The following is a 17040-nucleotide window of genomic DNA, read 5'->3' as shown; positions in this document are numbered from 1 at the left end:
GCGTTTTCCCCGCCGGATGGCGCCGTCGTGGATTTCAACGGAATGAAGCTGGCGATTTCCTTCGTTTTCTCTTTCGCCGTTTCCAACCATTCGACAGCCGTTGTTTTCACCGGCTCCCACGTTTCATCGTTGCTCCACTCGGCCAGCCATTTCCGCCCTTTTTCGCTCGTCAAAAACAACGCAGCAGCCGCGCCGGCGATGCCGCCGACCAGCGCTCCAAGCAAAAATCCACCGTTATTTTTCGCCATTCGATACACCCTCCTTTAACGATTGTTTTTTTCTCCATTTTTCCCGTAAATCGAGCAAAACATTTGTCCAGCGCAACGCCTTCACCCATTTTCCTTGCCCCAGGCCCGCCCGCGCCGACAAACCGGCAGCCGCCTGCCGAAGCGCGCGGTTGAGCGAACGGATCGTGCCGCCGATCTCTCCGACCGCTTCGATTGCGCCATTTAGCGTTTCTGCTTTTTTTTGCACATCGCTGGCGATGCCGTTGGCCGTATGGAGAAGTTCACGAACTTCTTTCGCCACCGTTTGCACTTGCTCATCGGCATGATCGATCGCCGCCGTCAGCCGGCGCAGCGTTTCCTGCAAAACGATGAGCGTCCTGGCTATGTAAACGACAAGCAGCAAAAAAGCAAGCGCGATGAGCGCCACGCTTCCATACAAAAGCCATTCCACCCGATTCCCTCCTTGCCCATTCGAACGTTTCATTCCCTTTGTACCCATCTTTTCCCGCTTTCAAACTTCGACATAGAAAAGACGGCTTCCTTTTTGAAACAGGAAAAAACGGGCCATCTTCATCACAGCCCGTTCCCTGTCGGCCGTCAGGCGGAAAGAACGGCCCGTTCGTACGCTTGTTGAAACTTTTGAATGTCGCCGGCACCCATGAACACCAACACCGCGTCTTGATGCTGCTTCAACACGGCTACGTTTTGTTCCTCAAGCAGCTGGGAACGCGGAATTTGCGCCTGCAAATCACGGATCGTCAGCTTGCCCTCATGTTCGCGCGCCGAGCCGAAAATGTCGCACAAATACACGTGGTCCGCTTGCAGCAAACTTTCGGCAAACTCGCGCAAAAACGTCTGCGTCCGTGTATACGTATGCGGCTGAAAAATAGCAACCACTTCGCGCCCCGGATATTTTTGCCTTGCCGCCTCCAATGTCGCCGTAATTTCGCGTGGATGATGCGCGTAATCATCGATCAGCACTTGGCGCCCGACCGTTTTTTCACTGAAGCGGCGCTTCACGCCTTGGAACGTTTGCAGCCGCTTGGCGATCGTGCCCGCATCCACCCCTTCGTAGTGGCAGAGGGCGATCACGGCGAGAGCATTCAATACGTTATGAGTGCCGAAGCGCGGAATGGCAAACGAAGCGAAAAATGTGTTGCGCACGAACACATCAAACGCCATCCCTTCCGTCGTCTTGACGATATTACGCGCCTGAAAATCGTTTTCTTCGCCGAATCCATAAAACAAAATCGGCACTTTCGCCTGAATGTTCGGCAAATACGGATCATCCCCGCAGGCGACGATCGCTTTTTTCACTTGATTCGCCATTTGCTGGAAAGCGGAAAACACATCGTCGACATTGGCAAAATAATCCGGGTGATCAAAGTCAATATTTGTCATGATCGCATAATCTGGAAAGTAGGAAAGGAAGTGCCGGCGGTATTCGCACGCTTCAAACACAAAGTATTTGCTCCCTGGCTCTCCTTTTCCCGTGCCGTCTCCGATCAAATAGGACGTTGGATGGGCTCCTTGCATCACATGGGCAAGCAACCCCGTCGTCGTCGTCTTTCCATGCGAACCGGTCACCGCGATGCTCGTAAACTTGCCTGCCAGCTGGCCTAAAAAGCGATGGTAACGAATGACAGGCACACCAAGCTGACGGGCTGCCTCGATTTCCTCATGCGTATCCGGAAATGCGTTGCCGGCAATGACCGTATAACCTGGGCGAATATTGTCTTTCGAAAAAGGCAGCACCGGGATTCCCCGCTCTTCAAGCGCCTTTTGCGTGAAAAACCATTTCTCTACATCCGACCCTTGCACCGTATAGCCAAGGTCATGAAGCACTTGCGCGAGCGCGCTCATCCCCGTGCCTTTAATGCCTACAAAATGGTAAGCTGTCATCGTTAAGCCCTCCAACCATCGTCTCTCTGTAAGACAGTATATGATATCCATCTCGTTTTGCCATTTCTCTCATTGCGGTGCACCATCCATTTCATTTCCTCATTATAGCACGTGAGGAGGCAAAACACTACCGCCCGCCCAAAGGAGGCCGCACGCCCTCAGCTGTTCTGCTCGCGCCAGCGCTCCCACTCGTCCTCGCTCATCAACACATCGCGCGGTTTGCTGCCGCGCGCCTCCGAAATCAACCCTCGTTCCTCCATCATCTCGATCAACCGGGCAGCGCGGTTGTAGCCGATGCGGAAATGACGCTGCAGGCTCGATGTCGACGCTCCTCCTTGGGCGATGACAAACCGGCACGCCTCCTCGAACAGTTCGTCATCCTCGCCGCCCATCGACGCCGTTTGCCGAAAATCCTCCGGATCAAACAGATAGGATGGGCCTTGCTCTGCTTTCACGTGCGCTGCCACCCGCTCGATTTCTTCATCGGAAATAAAGCAGCCTTGCAGCCGCACCGGCTTGGCCGAACCATTTTCCAAAAACAGCATATCGCCGCGCCCAAGCAGCCGCTCAGCCCCATTCACATCTAAAATGGTGCGCGAATCGACTTGGGAGGAGACGGAAAACGCGATGCGCGTCGGAATGTTCGCCTTGATCAACCCGGTTAGAACATCGACCGACGGCCGCTGCGTCGCGATCAACAAATGGATGCCGCACGCCCGCGCCTTTTGCGCCAGCCGGCAAATCGATTCTTCGACATCGGCTGGGGCGGCCATCATCAGGTCGGCGAGCTCATCAATGACGATGACGATGTACGGCAGCGGCGGCTCGCTGCTTCCGCGTTCGCGAAGATGGGCGTTATACTTTTCAATATCGCGCACGCCGGCGTGGACAAACTGTTCATACCGCCGTTCCATTTCGCCGACCGCCCACTTGAGCGCCCCCGCCGCCGCCTTCGCCTCGGTGATCACCGGGCTGAGCAAATGCGGCAGCCCGTTGTACGGCGCCAGTTCGACCATTTTTGGATCAATGAGCAGCCATTTCACTTCGTGCGGCGCTGCTTTATACAACATGCTGATGAGCATCGCGTTCATGCATACGCTTTTTCCCGACCCGGTCGCCCCGGCGATCAGCCCATGCGGCATTTTTCGGATGTCGGTCACGACCGGCGCACCGCTAATGTCAAGCCCAAGCGCCACTGTAAGCGGCGATGGGCTTTTACGGAACGCTTCGCTTTCTAAAATTTCACGCAGGCGCACCGGACGGCTCGTTCGGTTCGGCACTTCAATGCCAATCGTCCGTTTTCCCGGGATCGGCGCTTCGATGCGAATATCTTTCGCCGCCAGACTGAGTTTGATATCATCGATTAAACTCGTAATCTTGCTCACTTTCACTCCTAAATCCGGCTGCACTTCAAACCGCGTCACCGTCGGTCCTTGCGTCGCCCCGACGACTTTGGCGCCGATATGGAAGCTCGCAAACGTCCGGTCCAAACGCTGGCATTGGTCGCGAAGCCACTGCTCGTCGCGTTCGGCCGCTTTCTCGGGCGGTTCAAGAAGCGCCAATGGCGGCAGTACGCAGCCGTTCGATCGATTTGCCGCCTTTTCTTCCAGCTTGCGCCAATCTTGCTTTAACATGATCACATTATACGGGATGCGCGTTCGTTCGGGGCGGGAAGCCTCCTCCCGGCCCGCGGGCGCCGCCGAGTGACGGATTTCGCGATCTGGGGTCGTCTCCCGCTGTTCTGTCGAAGAAGCGCTCCCTCCGTCTCCATTCCTCATCTGTGACGGCACCCCTCGTCCTTCGCTCTCCAAGCCGCCGTCTGTTACGTGCGGCGCGCGTTCGTTGCCTCGTTCGTCCAGCTCCTGCCCTTTCTTTTCATCCGCCTCGGCATCACGTTCTTCCTGCCCTGCCGCCGGCGCCAGCTCATTTTTTCCTTCCGTTTCCATAACAGCCGCGGGCATCGCTCCGCTCGCGTCTTCGTTCCATTCCTCTGCCCGCTTGGCCAAAGACGCCTCTTCTTTTGGCCGTGCAGCCGCCCGGCTTTCCGTGCCCTCTCGCGCGTCTCGCCGTGTCGCTTCGCCGCGGAGGGCCTCTTCCCGAACCGCCTCATCGCTCCGATTCTCCATGCCCCCCGCGGTCAGCTCGGGTTCATCCGCTCGTTGCCGCTGTTTCCCCCGATTCCGATCATATCCAAAAATTGGGGATGGAACATCGGACGGGCGGAACGGTCGTTTTTCCGCTATTTCCCTTGAAACGCCAGCCGACGGGCGCCGACTCGGCAGCGGCCCGGATTCCTCGCTTTTCGTCCGCCTCGGCCTTTCCCGATTTTCACCCGGCTGGTCATCCGGAATCAACGGAAAGCGGAAGCGGCCTTGCGGATATTGGTAAATGACATTCACCGCGCCGCGTTCGGGCATGTCGGCCGACAGAGGGGAATTCGCTCGCTGCTCGTTCCCTTCCTCTTCCTCGTCGCTCGTGAGAAAACGAAGCCATCGTTTCCAAAATTTCATCCATCACTTCACTTCTTTCTTTGCCTTCGTTGTCGGAAAAAAACGCCACTGGCGTCGTTCCAGTGACGAAAAAACAGGCGGAATCCGTCTGCACCGCCCGTCGGAACGTCAAAAAACGAACGGCTGGCCGACCTCATACTCATCGGACAGCACCAAAATGCCTTTCTCCTGCGGGGCGTTTGGCAGCCCAAGCTCGCGGGCCGAACAAATCATGCCGGATGACCGGACGCCGCGCAGCTCGCTTTCTTGAATGACGAGGCCGTTGGGCATGACCGCGCCGGTTTTGGCGACGACGACTTTTTGCCCTTCGGCGACGTTCGGCGCTCCGCAGACGATTTGCAGCACCTCACCGCCGACATCGACTTGGCAGACGCTCAATTTATCGGCGTTCGGATGCTTCGTTTTCTCTTTCACATATCCGACGACAAACTTCGGCGACAAGTCAGCTTCGATCGGTTCGTCAAAACCGTTTTTCGCCAAGATGTCGTTGATGACGCCGACGAGCTCCTCATTCACTTCCAGCGGACCGTTGCCGGAAAACGGATAGTACGAAGACGCGGAAAAAATGTTATAGCCGACCGTCTCGCCCGTCCGTTCGGAAATGATGCGGACGACATCGCGTTGTCTGACAAACGTCCGTTCCTCATCCGCCGCCGGTTTCAGCGACACAAGCAGCACGTCGCCGACCCCTTCTCGGTTGTAAAACACGTTCATCGCTTCATTCCTCCTTGCCGCTACGTTCTCCGTTTTTTTCCTAAAATGAAAATCGGTTCAAGTTTCCCATTTTCGTATAAAAACGACAGCGCCGTGATCGGCACGCGGCCGCCGGCAAAAAAGCTCATCGTCATTTGCGCGAGCACGTCATAACCGATGTCGTTGCGCACATCAGCGATGATGAGCACATCTTGATGCGGAACAGCGACGGCCATCGTTCCTTCCACGCGCGCCCGCATGTCGGCCAAAAACGATTCGTTTAAAATGCGGCTCGCATCATAGCCGTCATTTGTGTTCAAAAAATAAAACACGTTGTCCGCCACCCGGTCCTCTTTCACCGGCGTCGGCAGCGACCTGACGTTGAAACGGGCGATTTCCTTCACCCGCTCGCGGCTCCATTTGTCTTTCTCAACCATGTGCTCATCAATCAAGCGATACGTTTTGCCTAGGTCGAGCGCATAGTAAATGCGCGTTTCGGCTGTATGATCATCAAACAGCAACGGAATGCCTTCTTTCGTCTCCGTCGGAAACGACGCCGAGCGAATGACAGGATAAATGTTTCGCTCGTTGCCGGACAGTGTGGCGTCTTCTTCCATCGTTTTCAACGTTTCCTCTACATAATAAACGACTTCGCGCACCGCCTCGTCTTTTTGTTCGTGCCATTTGGCAATCACGCCGGGAAGCGAGATCGTGACGCCTTTTTTCGTGCGGCGGTCTTCGACGCGCATCGCGTCTTGCTTGGCGTCAAAGCGAAACGTCCAGTGCCGGTGGGCGACGAGACGCTCTTTAATCTTCTCATACATTTGCCGGCTGTTCATCCTTCTCCTCCTTGCTTTCGCCAGCCGTTCCCCCATTTATCATACCGTGAACGGCTTGTTTTGACAAAAAAATTCATATTGGCCGGCTAAAAGCTCGACGATGTGGGAAAACATCGCCGATCGGCCAACGCGCCCGTTCGTCAACACGCCGACCGCGCCTTCTTTCCTGCGGATGTTCCGCCGCCCGGTGTACGCTTCCATCACGTCGCCGAGCTCGCGCCCCGCCTCAATGCCGGCGCCGATATCAGGCGGCAAAGCGAGGCGCGCGCCGGCGGCGGCCACCACCACTCCGTCTCGGTCAACGAGCGCTCCCCAGTTGCACAGCCACCATTGCCCATCGATCTTCATCACGCCGCCTTCCAACCCGATGCCGATGTCCGCCTCCGCCGCTTCGAGCGCCCGTTTGGCGCGCCCGATGGCGCCAAGCCGCGTCTCCTCATCGGACAGCGGCTGCGCGGAAACGCCTGATGGCACCTCAAGCGATACAATGCGGTATTCCCTTCCCCCCAACACCGCCCGAACAGCGGCGACTTTTGCTTCGTTGTTCGTTCCGACCGCAATGGTTTTCATCCAGTGCCCTCCTTGTCATGGAAAAGGAGAAGCGCTCGCTTCTCCTCAGCTGTTTTGGCGAATCGTCTCGACCGTCGTCCGGTCGCACCGTTTGACGAGCTCAACGATGAGCTGTTTGGCCGCCGCGTAATCGTCGACATGAATGATCGAAGCATGCGTATGAATGTAGCGGGCGCAAATGCCGATCACCGCCGACGGCACGCCGCGGTTGGCGATATGGACCCTTCCAGCGTCCGTCCCTCCGCCTGGGGAAATGAAAAACTGGTACGGCACGCCAATCGTCTCCGCCGTATCAAGCACAAATTCGCGCATGCCGCGGTGCGTAATCATCGTCCGGTCGTACAAACGGATGAGCGCCCCTTTGCCGATATGACCGAACGCCTGTTTGTCGCCGGACATGTCGTTGGCCGGGCTTGCTTCCAGGGCAAAAAAGATGTCCGGGTTGATCATCGAAGCCGCCGTCTGGGCCCCGCGCAGCCCGACCTCTTCCTGCACGGTCGCTCCAGCGTACAAGACGTTCGGCACCGTTTCGCCGTTCAGCTCTTTTAACAGCTCGATCGCCAACCCGCAGCCAAACCGATTGTCCCACGCTTTTGCCATCACGGTTTTTCCGTTGGCAAGCAAAGTAAACGGGCTGACCGGCACGATCGGCTGGCCCGGGCGAATGCCGACTCGTTCGGCATCTTCACGGCTTTCCGCTCCGATGTCAATCAACATGTTTTTGATCTCCATCGGTTTCTTGCGCTGCTCCTCATCGAGCAAGTGCGGCGGAATCGACCCGATCACGCCGGTGACCGGCCCGCCGTCCGTGATGATTTGCACGCGCTGGGCGAGCAGCACTTGATCCCACCAGCCTCCTAGCGGCTGGAAACGAATCATGCCGTGATCAGTGATCGCTGTCACCATAAATCCGACTTCATCCATATGGCCGGCGACCATCACCGTCGGGCCCGCCTCATCACCGCGTTTGACGCCGAAAATGCTCCCGAGGCGGTCTTGCACAATGTCATCGGCGTATTTCGCGAGCTCTTTGCGCATAAACTGCCGCACCGGATGTTCATAACCCGGTGCGCCTGGAAGCTCGGTCAACGTTTGGAATAATTGCAGCGTGTCCTTATTCATCACGAGTCTCCCTTTCTATGTTCGATTTCACCGTTCCGTTTCTTTCCGTCCTTCTTACATGTTCCGCCAAAATCGGCTATACTAAACCGTATCAAAGCGAGAAGGAGGAAAGAAACATGGCTTGGAAACAGTGGCTCGTCGGCGCCGCCGTCGGTGCGGCCGTCGTCTATGCCATCCGCTCCGCTTCCAAACCGGCGCTCCTTGCCCCGGAACAAGCGCTGGCGCTGGCGAAAGCCGCGCTTGGCGGTGCGCGCGCCATCCGCGGTTCCTGGATTCAGTCCGCCCCGGAGCGGTATGAGAAGGACGGATTGACGTACACGGTGTACCGCGGCGGCGTCTGCTGCGACGATGGAGATGACGAGTTTTTTGTGAACGCCTGCACCGGCGCCATCATCGAGATCAAACCGTTATAGCGCAGGCCGCTCCCGCTTCACGGCGGCGGCCATCGTCCCGTCTTCCTGCCATTTCACAGCCCGATAGTAAGCATCATGGTAGAAGGTAAACCACGCATTTTTCTTTACGCCGTACGGGAGCCATCGCTGTTTGGCAAAAATCGAATCCATCGGGTAATCGTCGTACGCCATCACCCAGAGGACGTTTTGATGGGCGTGCGTGCCAAGCAAATCGCCAAGATGAATGGCCATCTCCCCCTCTGATTCGATGAGCACGATCGCATGCCCGGCGCTATGCCCGCCGGTATGGATGAGGCGGATGCCAGGAACGACTTCGGTTTCTTTCGTAAACGGAACGACTTGATCCGCGATCGGCTCCCAATTTTCTTTCCAATACGTATTGCGCGATCGGATGTTCGGGTTGCGCATTTCCTCCCACTCGATATCCGAGGTGATGATCGCCGCGCGCGGAAACGCCGGCACGAGCCGTCCGTCTTCCCAAACGGTCAATCCGCACGCATGGTCAAAATGCAAATGAGTCATGATGACGATGTCGATGTCGCGCCGCGCAAGCCCGAGCTTGGCGAGCGATTCATCGAGCGCCGATTCTTCCGTGACGCCGAAGTTGCGCTTTTGCTTGTCGGTCAGCTTGCCGTTGCCGATGCCGGATTCAATGAGCAACCTTGTGCCGCCTGTCTCGACCAAAATCGGATCGGTGCGCAGCTCGATTTGATTTTGGTCGTTCGGCGGATATTTTTTCGACCAAAGCGGTTTCGGCACGACGCCAAACATCGCCCCGCCGTCAAGATGGGTGACTCCGCCCCGAAGCCATGTCAATGTAACTTGTCCAATTCGCAACTGTTCCATTTCCATCTCCCCCCTCCACTAGTGTACCATTTTCTCCATCAACCGGAAATAAAAAAAGACCCGACCAATCGGTTCGGGCCTATGACGACCGCCGCGGCGGACGCGCCGCCTCGCAGCGGTAAATGCGGTTTCCTTTGGCAGAAAATTTTTCTTCGTACTCCGTCATGACATTGTCCGTGATGCCGCTTTGATGCAAGTCGAGCTGGACCGATGAGAGCACAAACCCATACTGCGACAAGCTGACAAGCGAGTATTCAAAAAACGATTGATTGTCCGTTTTCAAATGGATGTCTCCGTCTTCAGCCAAAATGCGATCATAGAGCGCCAAAAAGTCCCGATACGTCAGCCGCCGCTTTTCGTGCCGCTTTTTCGGCCATGGGTCGGAAAAGTTCAAATAAATGCGCGACACTTCTCCGTCGGCAAAAAACGCGGTGAGATCTTTCGCGTTGGCGTTCAACAGCTTGACGTTCGAGAGCTCGCTTTCGATCAGTTTGTCAAGCGCGGACACCAGCACACTTGGGTACAGCTCGATGCCGATAAAATTAACATCCGGATGGAGACGCCCCATTTCGGTGATAAATTTCCCTTTCCCCGTCCCGATCTCGACATGGATCGGTCGGTCGTTGCCGAACAGCTCGCGCCATCGCCCGCGCTTTGTTTCTGGATCGGGGATGACATATTGCGGATAAGCGGCGATTTTGTCTTTCGCCCACGGTTTGTTGCGCAAACGCATATCGACACCTCTGCCTCGTTTCCGTTTGTTGGTTTGACGATACCATACTTGCGACTAAGAAACAAACGCCGCCAAAAGCGGAAAAACGCCCGGGCATAAACGCTGCTGGGCCCGGGCATCATAAAACCGTACAGCTTTGCGAAAGGATGGTGACCAGCATGCCGCTCGACTATAACCATCAATTGACCGTGCTCCGCGACATTTTATCCGAACATCAGCTCGATTGCTGCGGGACGGTGTCCGAATGCGAACAAATTGAACGGCTTGTCAAGTCGCTGCTCGCCAACGATGAGGTAGACGGCCATGTCAAACAAATCCTTCCAAACATTTACGCCTACGGCCAAGGCGGGAAATACAGCGCTGACTTAAACGCTCATATTTCCGCTCACCAAAGCCAGCTCGCCGATTGGGTGAACGAGCTGTCTTGACCTTTCCCCGCTTTCACGCTGCCACCACGTCTTCCCGGCCAAAGACGATGATCGGGACAACGGCGGCCGCCGGTTGAGCACCGCCGGCGTTTCGCCCCTTTCGACAGAAGCGGGGCAGGCCGTTGTCAGTGCTCGGTGATGACCCGTTCCAATAACCGAAGCGACTGCTCCTTTTCTTTTTGGCCGTCCTTCCCTTTCGGCCAAAACAGCGAGTGCAACGTATGAGCGATCGTATACCACTTTAGGCGGAGGCCAAGCTCTTCGCTCCATGGCCATCCGTACTGGTCGAGCCACGCCTTCCATTCGGCGCGCGGAATGTACAGATGAAGAAGCATGCCGATATCGATCGCCGGATCGGCGATCACCGCCCCGTCCCAATCGATCAAGTACAACGTGCCATCGTCGGCAAGCAGCCAATTGTTATGATTGATGTCACAGTGGCAGACAACGTGCTCGTCATCCGGCAATGACGAAACATGCTGTTCAAGCCAGTCAAGCGCCTGACAGACGACAGAACCGCCGGCCGGATGGCGCCGCTGCTGCTCGGCAAGAAGAGCGAGCATTTTCTTCGCGCGCAGCGGAGATTTGCCAAGCCGCTTCAGCATCGTCACAAGCTCCTTGGAGCGATGGATTTTCCGCAAAAGCGCCGCCACTTGCTCGCTTCCCATCTCCCACGGCTTCAGCTCCCGGCCGTTCAGCCATTGCTGGGCCGTAAATACATCGCCGTTTTCGAGCCGCTTCGTCCATACAAGCTTCGGGACGATGCCCTCGGCCGACAATACAGCAAGAAACGGAGAAGAATTCCGCTTTAAAAACAATTTCTTCCCTTCATATTCCGCAAAATACGCATCCCCTGTAGCGCCGCCAGCGGGAGTGATCTCCCACTCCTTACCTAGTAACTGTTCCAAAGCGTGTTCACCTGCGACTTAAAAATAGAAACGTCTCCGTTTGCTTCTCGCGCCCAAATAAAAAGGACGGCCAGGCCGCGTCCTTCCTCCGTCCGTTTTACTTGTATTATACTGAAATACCGCCCCGGCATGCAAACATTTTTCTCGGCAAACGCCTTTCTTAAAACTGCCAAAGCGGAAGCGCCCCGCGGCTCCCACTCCGGCCGCCCTATCGATGCACAGATGTTTCTATTGTTGCCCTTCCTCGCCGCTCATATTCCCGTCATTGCGGCGGTCGTAAAAGCTGGCGCAATGGCGGAGCAGCGCCTCAGCCGCTTTCAGCTGCCCGTGCCGAAGCGGGAGAGCTGAGCGGCGCAGGCGGGAAAACCACTCGTCATAATTTCGCTTATCGATATAGCGGATAAACGGAAAAAGGCCGCCGCTGTCAATGTAGCCGTAGCGGTTTAACAGCACGAGATGGATCGGCCAATCGACCCCATGTTTGCGAAAAATCTCCGAAACGATCTGCTCCGTCCGCCGCAGCGACACGACCGGGTTGACCAGCCTCGTTTCGTTCGTTCCGGCCTGTTCCACCCAAAACCGGCCGGTTGACGCCATGACGATGTTGTCCGGCCTTCCTTCGACAAAGGCAATGCACCAGAGCGCGGATGGCGTCAACATCATCGTCTCGAGCTCCACCGGTGCCTTGCCGACCATCGCCACCGGCCGGTAAAAGCATAAATGCGTATCCGGAAATCGCTGCAAAAAATACTTCAACGTCTCATCGCCATACACGGCCTCATCGAGGGAGGAAACGTACATCATCGTTGAACTCGCCCATTTCAGCTGCAACTCGAACAACTCATCAAGAAACTGCTGTTTCAATTCCTCCAGAGTAGCCGCGGGACGGGCCATCGGCGCAAGAGAAAACGTCTCCTCTTCCGTAAGCACGACACGGCGGCGCCATCGTTTCGTCAGCCGCTCCCACCATGACGGTTTGTCAAGCAAAACATCCCACGTCTCGCCCGTTTCAAGCCATCCGCTGGCCTCAGCCGTCCGTTCCGCTTGCCACCGCGCTTTTGCCTGCTCCCATTGCCGCTGCTTCAGCCGGATGAATTCCGGCACATAATAGTACACATCGGTTTCGTAGCGGGAAATGCAATCCATGAGTTTAACGAGCTGACCCATTTTTTCACCTGCTATTGTCATTCATCGGCGCGCCAAGCAATGGGAACACGGCGATCGCTTCGTACTTCGGCGTCCGTTCCATATTCGTCCGATACAGCACGATCTCAGGCACCGAAAACACCGCACTAGCAGCCGAAAACGAACGAAGCATGTCCGGACGAAACGGTTCGGCCCCCTGCCATTTGCGAGCGATCGTAATATGCGGGGCAAACGGCCGCCGGTCCAAGGAAAACCCGAGCTTTGTACACGCTTCATACACGTCGTGCCGCAATCCATTCAACGTTTCTTCCGTTTCGACTCCTTGCCAAAAAATGCGCGGTGAAGTTTGCTCCCCGAACGTCCCAAGCCCGGCAAGCACGAGGGAAAACGGGGCGCAGCGGGCGGCGGTGGCGGCCATCGCTTCACATAGCGGCGCCATTTTTTTCGGCGGCACATCGCCTAAAAACGCCAGGGTGATATGATAGTCCTGTTCATGCACCCATGTGCGAAACGGCAGCGACCGCGCCGCATCGCTCGAAAAACGGGCGATGGCTTGTTTCGCTTCGGCTGTCAGCGGAACGGCGATGAAATAATGATTCCGTTTCATCCTTTCTCACCTGCCGATTTGGTCGTTTTTTCCAATTTACCTAACCAAATGAGCACGAACACGCCAACGATGGTGCAAGCGCCAAAAAACACGTAGACGGCGCCGATCTGCCAACGCTCAAGCAAATATCCGCCCGCCAACGTGCAAAACCACGCGCCAAGTCCGCTGCTCGTCGCCGAGTAAAGAGCGACGGCCGTCGCCTGCACCCGCTCGGGCGCCAAGCGGCGCACATACTGCAGGGCGGTTGGAATCGCCAGCCCGACCGAACATCCTTGAAAGATCGCTGTGATATAGACAAACCAAAGCGGCGGATCGGCGACATACGACCACCAGCGGGCGGCCGACACGAGCGCCGCAAAGAAAAGGAGGGGCGCCATGCCAAAGCGGCGGATAAGCCGGTCCGCCGCTTTCATAAACGGCGCTTCGCTTCCGGCAGCCAGCAAAAAGGCGAAACCGATGCCGGTCAGCGTGCCGCCAAGCTCGTGGATCAACAGCCCGAAATAGGAATTGTTGGCATAAATCGGACCAAACAGCAAAAAGGACGCCACAAGCAGCAGGCAAAACGGGCGAACGGAAAGAAGCCCGCGAACGTCAAGCCATGTCAACCGCCCCGGCGCCGCCGCCTGATAGCGCGGCAGGCGGACGGCCAATGCCGCGGCCGAAAGCAACATGAACGAAAACACGTAAAAAATGACCGCAAAGGCCAGATGCTCAGACAGCCAGCCGACCACAAACACCGCGGCGGCAAACCCGATCGATCCCCAAAGCCGAATCGCCCCGTAGTTTCCGCCATGACCGCGCACATGATGAAGGGCGATGCTGTCGGAGAGCGGAACGATGGCGCTTTGCACCGCCGAAAGCAACACGGTCAGGGCGACGAACACCCGGTAGCTTCCGGCCAGCGAATAAAGAAGCCCAAACAGCGCTGTCAACACGAGCGCCAGCGTCAACAGTTCGACCGGTTTGCGCGCATAATCGGCCGCCGTGCCCCAAAGCGGCTGAGCAGCCATCGTCACAATCGGAGTGAGCGACATGATCCAGCCGATCGCCGCTCCCGGCAAATGCGCCTCTTCTTGCAAATAGACGGATAAGAGTGGAAACAAGGCGCCAAACGCGAAAAAGATCAAAAAATAAAAGAGCGGAAACACCGTTTTTCGCACCGGTGTCTCCCGTTGTAAAGCCGCTTCCATCCCGTCTTCCCCTTTCGTTCCCAAAGCGCGCCCGCCGCTCGGCGCCTTTCTCTTTCTTTCGCCTCTCCTTTTTCCTTTGGGCGGCGAGCAGCCTATTTCGCCAGCTCGTAAATCGCCTGCGCGTAAATGGCCGTCGCTTTCACCAAATCGTCGATCTCGATATACTCATCTTTTTGATGGGCGACATCCGGACGGCCCGGAAACAACGCGCCAAACGCCACCCCGGCGGTCAAGGCGCGGGCATATGTGCCGCCGCCGATGGCCAAAAGCCGGGCCGGCTCGCCTGTCTGCTCTTCGTAGACGCGCTGAAGCGTGCGGACAAGCTCGTGGTTGGGGTCGATATAATGAGGCTTCGTATCGCTGAAACGGCTGAGCGTCAAGCCGCGTTCGGCAGCGGCATTGCTTAACGTTTGGCGGATCACCTCACCGTCGGCGGTCACCGGATAGCGGATGTTCAGCCCAATCGTTCCGCCATGCCGCCGGTCATACGACAACACTCCAACGTTGACGGTCAGTTCGCCGCTTTGTTCGTCGCGATACGCAAGGCCAAGCCGCTGGCCGCGAGCATCGCCGAAAAAGACGGAGGCAATAAACTGAATGAACGGCCGGCTTCGACCATCGAGCGGAAGCGACGCCAAAAACTGCGCCAAATAGACGCCGGCGTTTTTGCCGCGCTCCGGCTCAGCGCCATGAGCGGACACCCCTTCCAATTGAAAGGCGACGGCCCCTTCGCTTTGCCTGATGCTCCCCTTTACGCCGCGCTCCCGGCAAAACTGTTCATAGAGGCCAAGCAGCTCCTCCGTCCGTCCCGCTCCTTCCACCACCGCTTCGGCCGCATCGGGCACCATATTGTAGCGGCGCCCGGCTTGGAATGAGGCAAGCACGAGCCCTTCCGCCTCCTCCGATTCAGGCGGGCGGTACGACAAATCGGCGTCAATGATCCCTTTTTCAGCATGAATGATCGGGAAATCAGCATCCGGCGCAAATCCGACATCCGGCATTTCTTCATGGCAAAAATAGTGCTCCACACACCGCCAGTCGCTTTCCTCATCGCCCCCGATGATGAGCCGCACCCGCTTGCCAAGGGGCAGCCCGAGTTCACGGATGATTTTCATCGCGTAAAACGCGGCCATCGTCGGCCCTTTGTCATCGATCGCGCCGCGCCCATAAATGCGGCCGCTAAGCACATCAGCGGCAAACGGATCCATCGTCCAGCCGTCCCCGGGCGGCACGACGTCGATATGGCCGAGCACGCCGACAAGTTTTTCCCCTTGCCCCATTTCGACATGCCCGGCAAAACCGTCCACATTTTTGACGCGAAATCCTTCCTCCCGGCCGCGGTGAAGCATATACTCAAGCGCTTCCGCCACCTTTGGCCCAAACGGCGCCCCCGCCCGCGCCTGTTCATCATCGCGGACGCTCGGAATGCGGACAAGCGCTTGTACATCGCGGATCAAATCGTCTTTCCGCTTCTTTGCTTCTTTCATCCAGTCGATGTTCAACGCCATTCTTCCTTTCCTTATTCAACACTCTTTGTTGCCAACGTATCATATCAAAAACAGGAAGTCAAAATGTTTCATTCGTTGCAAATCGATTTCCGTTTCATGACAAAATGTTGAAATTTTTCGTGAATAGAGGCAACCGGGTAGCATTTTCCCTCTCATTTCGTGTACAATGGTAGTAAACAGACAAAGACATCTCTCATCTGCTAGCGGTCGGTTGTGCCATGCGAATGATGCTAAGATAGGGAGTGGTCTTTTGAAACCTTCAACACATCGGATGCTTACCCGCATCAAATCCGTGTATATGTACATTAGCGAAAAAGGAACGGTTACGACCCAAGAATTGGTTGATGAGTTCGGCACCACCCCACGAACGATCCAGCGCGACTTAAACGTGCTTATGTACAACGATCTCGTTCGCAGCCCGAGCAAGGGCAAATGGACGACCACAAACAAAAAAGTGCGCATCTCTTCGTAAACCCGGTGCCAATAGGGTAGGCAAGATGAGAGATGAACGCAAACCATTTTCCCACAGATGAATATCCACTATTTTTCCATAAAAAAGGAACCGCGTCAGGTTCCTTTTTTTTCGTCCATCTCCGGCCGGTATTGTTTTAACATGTCCACCTCTTCGTCCGTCAATTCCCGATACTCGCCGACGGCCAAATCCGGGTCAAGCGGCAACGGTCCCATTTGAATTCGTTTTAAATAGACGACCCGCTTGCCGACCGCTTGAAACATCCGTTTCACTTGATGGAACTTCCCTTCGGTAATCGTCACCTCGACATCGGAACGAAGGCCGGATTTCAACACAACGAGCTTGGCCGGCTTTGTTTCATAGCCGTCATCAAGGACGACGCCGCGCTGAAACGCCGCGACATCCACATCGGTCACTTCCCCGTCAATGACGGCAAAGTACGTTTTCGGCACATGTTTTTTCGGCGACAACAGCTGGTGGGCGAGCTGCCCATCATTCGTCAAGAGCAGCAGCCCTTCCGTATCTTTGTCCAGCCGTCCGACCGGAAAAGGAGCGAACGCTCGGTCTTCCTCCTCAAGCAGGTCAACGACCGTCTCTTCCACCGCATCTTCCGTCGCCGAAACCACACCCGAAGGCTTATTCATCATCAAGTAAATGAATGGCTTGTACTCGACCGTTTCTCCCCACACGGTCACGATTTGCTCATCCGGCCGCACTTTCGTTTTCGCATCACGGACCGGCGCGCCGTCCACTTTCACCGCCCCGGACTTGAGCAGCTTTTTCACTTCCTTCCTCGTCCCATATCCCATATGGGCGAGCAGCTTGTCAATGCGCAGTTCCACCAAACTCCCTCCTAAAAATATTGCCTTCCATTGGGCGTTCATCTAGTCCGCTTCCGCCTTCCCCCCATACACTGTGAAGGAAAC

At 56.4% G+C, this 17040-nt stretch carries 18 protein-coding genes and 1 pseudogene; 3 read left to right on the top strand and 16 right to left on the bottom strand.

All coding sequences use genetic code 11. From position 1 onward, the window contains the following. The 8 genes and pseudogenes from BRO54_RS12290 to BRO54_RS12255 form a co-directional block, all read right to left on the bottom strand. Positions 1-248, bottom strand: a pseudogene (locus BRO54_RS12290) (YtxH domain-containing protein); the annotation flags it as partial. Next, on the bottom strand, positions 235-678 hold the full coding sequence (locus tag BRO54_RS12285; protein WP_074044126.1) for a DUF948 domain-containing protein: 444 nt from the start codon (positions 676-678) through the stop codon (positions 235-237). The gene BRO54_RS12285 and the pseudogene BRO54_RS12290, both read right to left, overlap by 14 nt. 146 nt (positions 679-824) lie before the next feature. After that, a complete protein-coding gene (gene murC, locus BRO54_RS12280) occupies positions 825-2129 on the bottom strand; it encodes a UDP-N-acetylmuramate--L-alanine ligase (RefSeq protein ID WP_011232289.1) in 1305 nt (434 codons plus the stop codon). A 158-nt stretch (positions 2130-2287) separates the two neighbouring features. Further along, on the bottom strand, positions 2288-4639 hold the full coding sequence (locus BRO54_RS12275; protein ID WP_074044125.1) for a DNA translocase FtsK: 2352 nt from the start codon (positions 4637-4639) through the stop codon (positions 2288-2290). Positions 4640-4747: 108 nt separating this feature from the next. Then, the gene (gene ytpR, locus BRO54_RS12270; RefSeq protein ID WP_074044124.1) at positions 4748-5353 is read right to left on the bottom strand and encodes a YtpR family tRNA-binding protein; all 606 of its coding nucleotides are present in this window, start codon (positions 5351-5353) and stop codon (positions 4748-4750) included. Positions 5354-5373: 20 nt separating this feature from the next. Further along, positions 5374-6171, bottom strand: coding sequence for a DUF1444 domain-containing protein (locus BRO54_RS12265; protein ID WP_074044123.1), 798 nt, complete (start codon positions 6169-6171; stop codon positions 5374-5376). 39 nt (positions 6172-6210) lie between these two features. Beyond that, positions 6211-6741: a DUF84 family protein gene (locus tag BRO54_RS12260; RefSeq protein ID WP_074044122.1), complete on the bottom strand. Its 531-nt coding sequence runs from the start codon at positions 6739-6741 to the stop codon at positions 6211-6213. A 45-nt stretch (positions 6742-6786) separates the two neighbouring features. Beyond that, positions 6787-7863, bottom strand: coding sequence for a M42 family metallopeptidase (locus tag BRO54_RS12255; RefSeq protein ID WP_074044121.1), 1077 nt, complete (start codon positions 7861-7863; stop codon positions 6787-6789). A 116-nt stretch (positions 7864-7979) separates the two neighbouring features. Here BRO54_RS12255 and BRO54_RS12250 point away from each other — a divergent pair, with 116 nt between their 5' ends. After that, complete coding sequence (locus BRO54_RS12250; protein WP_074044120.1) at positions 7980-8276, top strand: PepSY domain-containing protein; 297 nt, start codon at positions 7980-7982, stop codon at positions 8274-8276. Here BRO54_RS12250 and BRO54_RS12245 read toward each other — a convergent pair. Together BRO54_RS12245 and trmB are read right to left on the bottom strand one after the other, a co-directional pair. Continuing rightward, positions 8271-9122 carry a YtnP family quorum-quenching lactonase gene (locus tag BRO54_RS12245; RefSeq protein WP_074044119.1) on the bottom strand — a complete coding sequence of 284 codons (852 nt, stop codon included), beginning with the start codon at positions 9120-9122 and terminating at the stop codon, positions 8271-8273. The two genes, BRO54_RS12250 and BRO54_RS12245, sit on opposite strands and share 6 nt — an antisense overlap. A gap of 79 nt (positions 9123-9201) precedes the next feature. Further along, positions 9202-9855, bottom strand: coding sequence for a tRNA (guanosine(46)-N7)-methyltransferase TrmB (trmB, locus tag BRO54_RS12240; RefSeq protein WP_074044118.1), 654 nt, complete (start codon positions 9853-9855; stop codon positions 9202-9204). Between the two features lie 158 nt (positions 9856-10013). Between trmB and BRO54_RS12235 the strand changes: the two genes are divergently transcribed. Further along, complete coding sequence (locus BRO54_RS12235; protein ID WP_074044117.1) at positions 10014-10283, top strand: YtzH-like family protein; 270 nt, start codon at positions 10014-10016, stop codon at positions 10281-10283. Between the two features lie 125 nt (positions 10284-10408). Here BRO54_RS12235 and BRO54_RS12230 read toward each other — a convergent pair whose 3' ends face one another. The 5 genes from BRO54_RS12230 to pepV all read right to left on the bottom strand — a co-directional run bounded on the left by BRO54_RS12230 (position 10409) and on the right by pepV (position 15642). Then, complete coding sequence (locus BRO54_RS12230; protein WP_074044116.1) at positions 10409-11191, bottom strand: phosphotransferase family protein; 783 nt, start codon at positions 11189-11191, stop codon at positions 10409-10411. Positions 11192-11419: 228 nt separating this feature from the next. Continuing rightward, positions 11420-12358 carry a glucanohydrolase gene (locus BRO54_RS12225; protein ID WP_074044115.1) on the bottom strand — a complete coding sequence of 313 codons (939 nt, stop codon included), beginning with the start codon at positions 12356-12358 and terminating at the stop codon, positions 11420-11422. A gap of 4 nt (positions 12359-12362) precedes the next feature. Continuing rightward, positions 12363-12944: an RNA 2',3'-cyclic phosphodiesterase gene (gene thpR, locus BRO54_RS12220; protein WP_074044114.1), complete on the bottom strand. Its 582-nt coding sequence runs from the start codon at positions 12942-12944 to the stop codon at positions 12363-12365. Further along, positions 12941-14134 carry an MFS transporter gene (locus tag BRO54_RS12215; protein ID WP_074044113.1) on the bottom strand — a complete coding sequence of 398 codons (1194 nt, stop codon included), beginning with the start codon at positions 14132-14134 and terminating at the stop codon, positions 12941-12943. The genes thpR and BRO54_RS12215 overlap by 4 nt, the downstream gene beginning before the upstream one ends. Positions 14135-14226: 92 nt before the next feature. Further along, on the bottom strand, positions 14227-15642 hold the full coding sequence (gene pepV / locus BRO54_RS12210; RefSeq protein WP_079935995.1) for a dipeptidase PepV: 1416 nt from the start codon (positions 15640-15642) through the stop codon (positions 14227-14229). A 250-nt stretch (positions 15643-15892) separates the two neighbouring features. On the opposite strand from pepV, the gene BRO54_RS12205 reads away from it, so the two are divergent. After that, complete coding sequence (locus BRO54_RS12205) at positions 15893-16114, top strand: DeoR family transcriptional regulator (RefSeq protein WP_008880936.1); 222 nt, start codon at positions 15893-15895, stop codon at positions 16112-16114. Positions 16115-16209: 95 nt separating this feature from the next. Here the strand turns inward: BRO54_RS12205 and BRO54_RS12200 are convergent, their stop codons facing one another. Then, entirely contained in the window at positions 16210-16956 is a 747-nt protein-coding gene (locus BRO54_RS12200; RefSeq protein ID WP_074044112.1) for a pseudouridine synthase, read from the bottom strand. Positions 16957-17040: the final 84 nt, after the last annotated feature.

The organism is Geobacillus proteiniphilus, from assembly GCF_001908025.1.
GTDB lineage: Bacteria > Bacillota > Bacilli > Bacillales > Anoxybacillaceae > Geobacillus > Geobacillus proteiniphilus.
The sequence above is the reverse complement of the archived record's forward strand: the minus strand, read 5'-3'. Positions and strand labels throughout refer to the sequence as shown.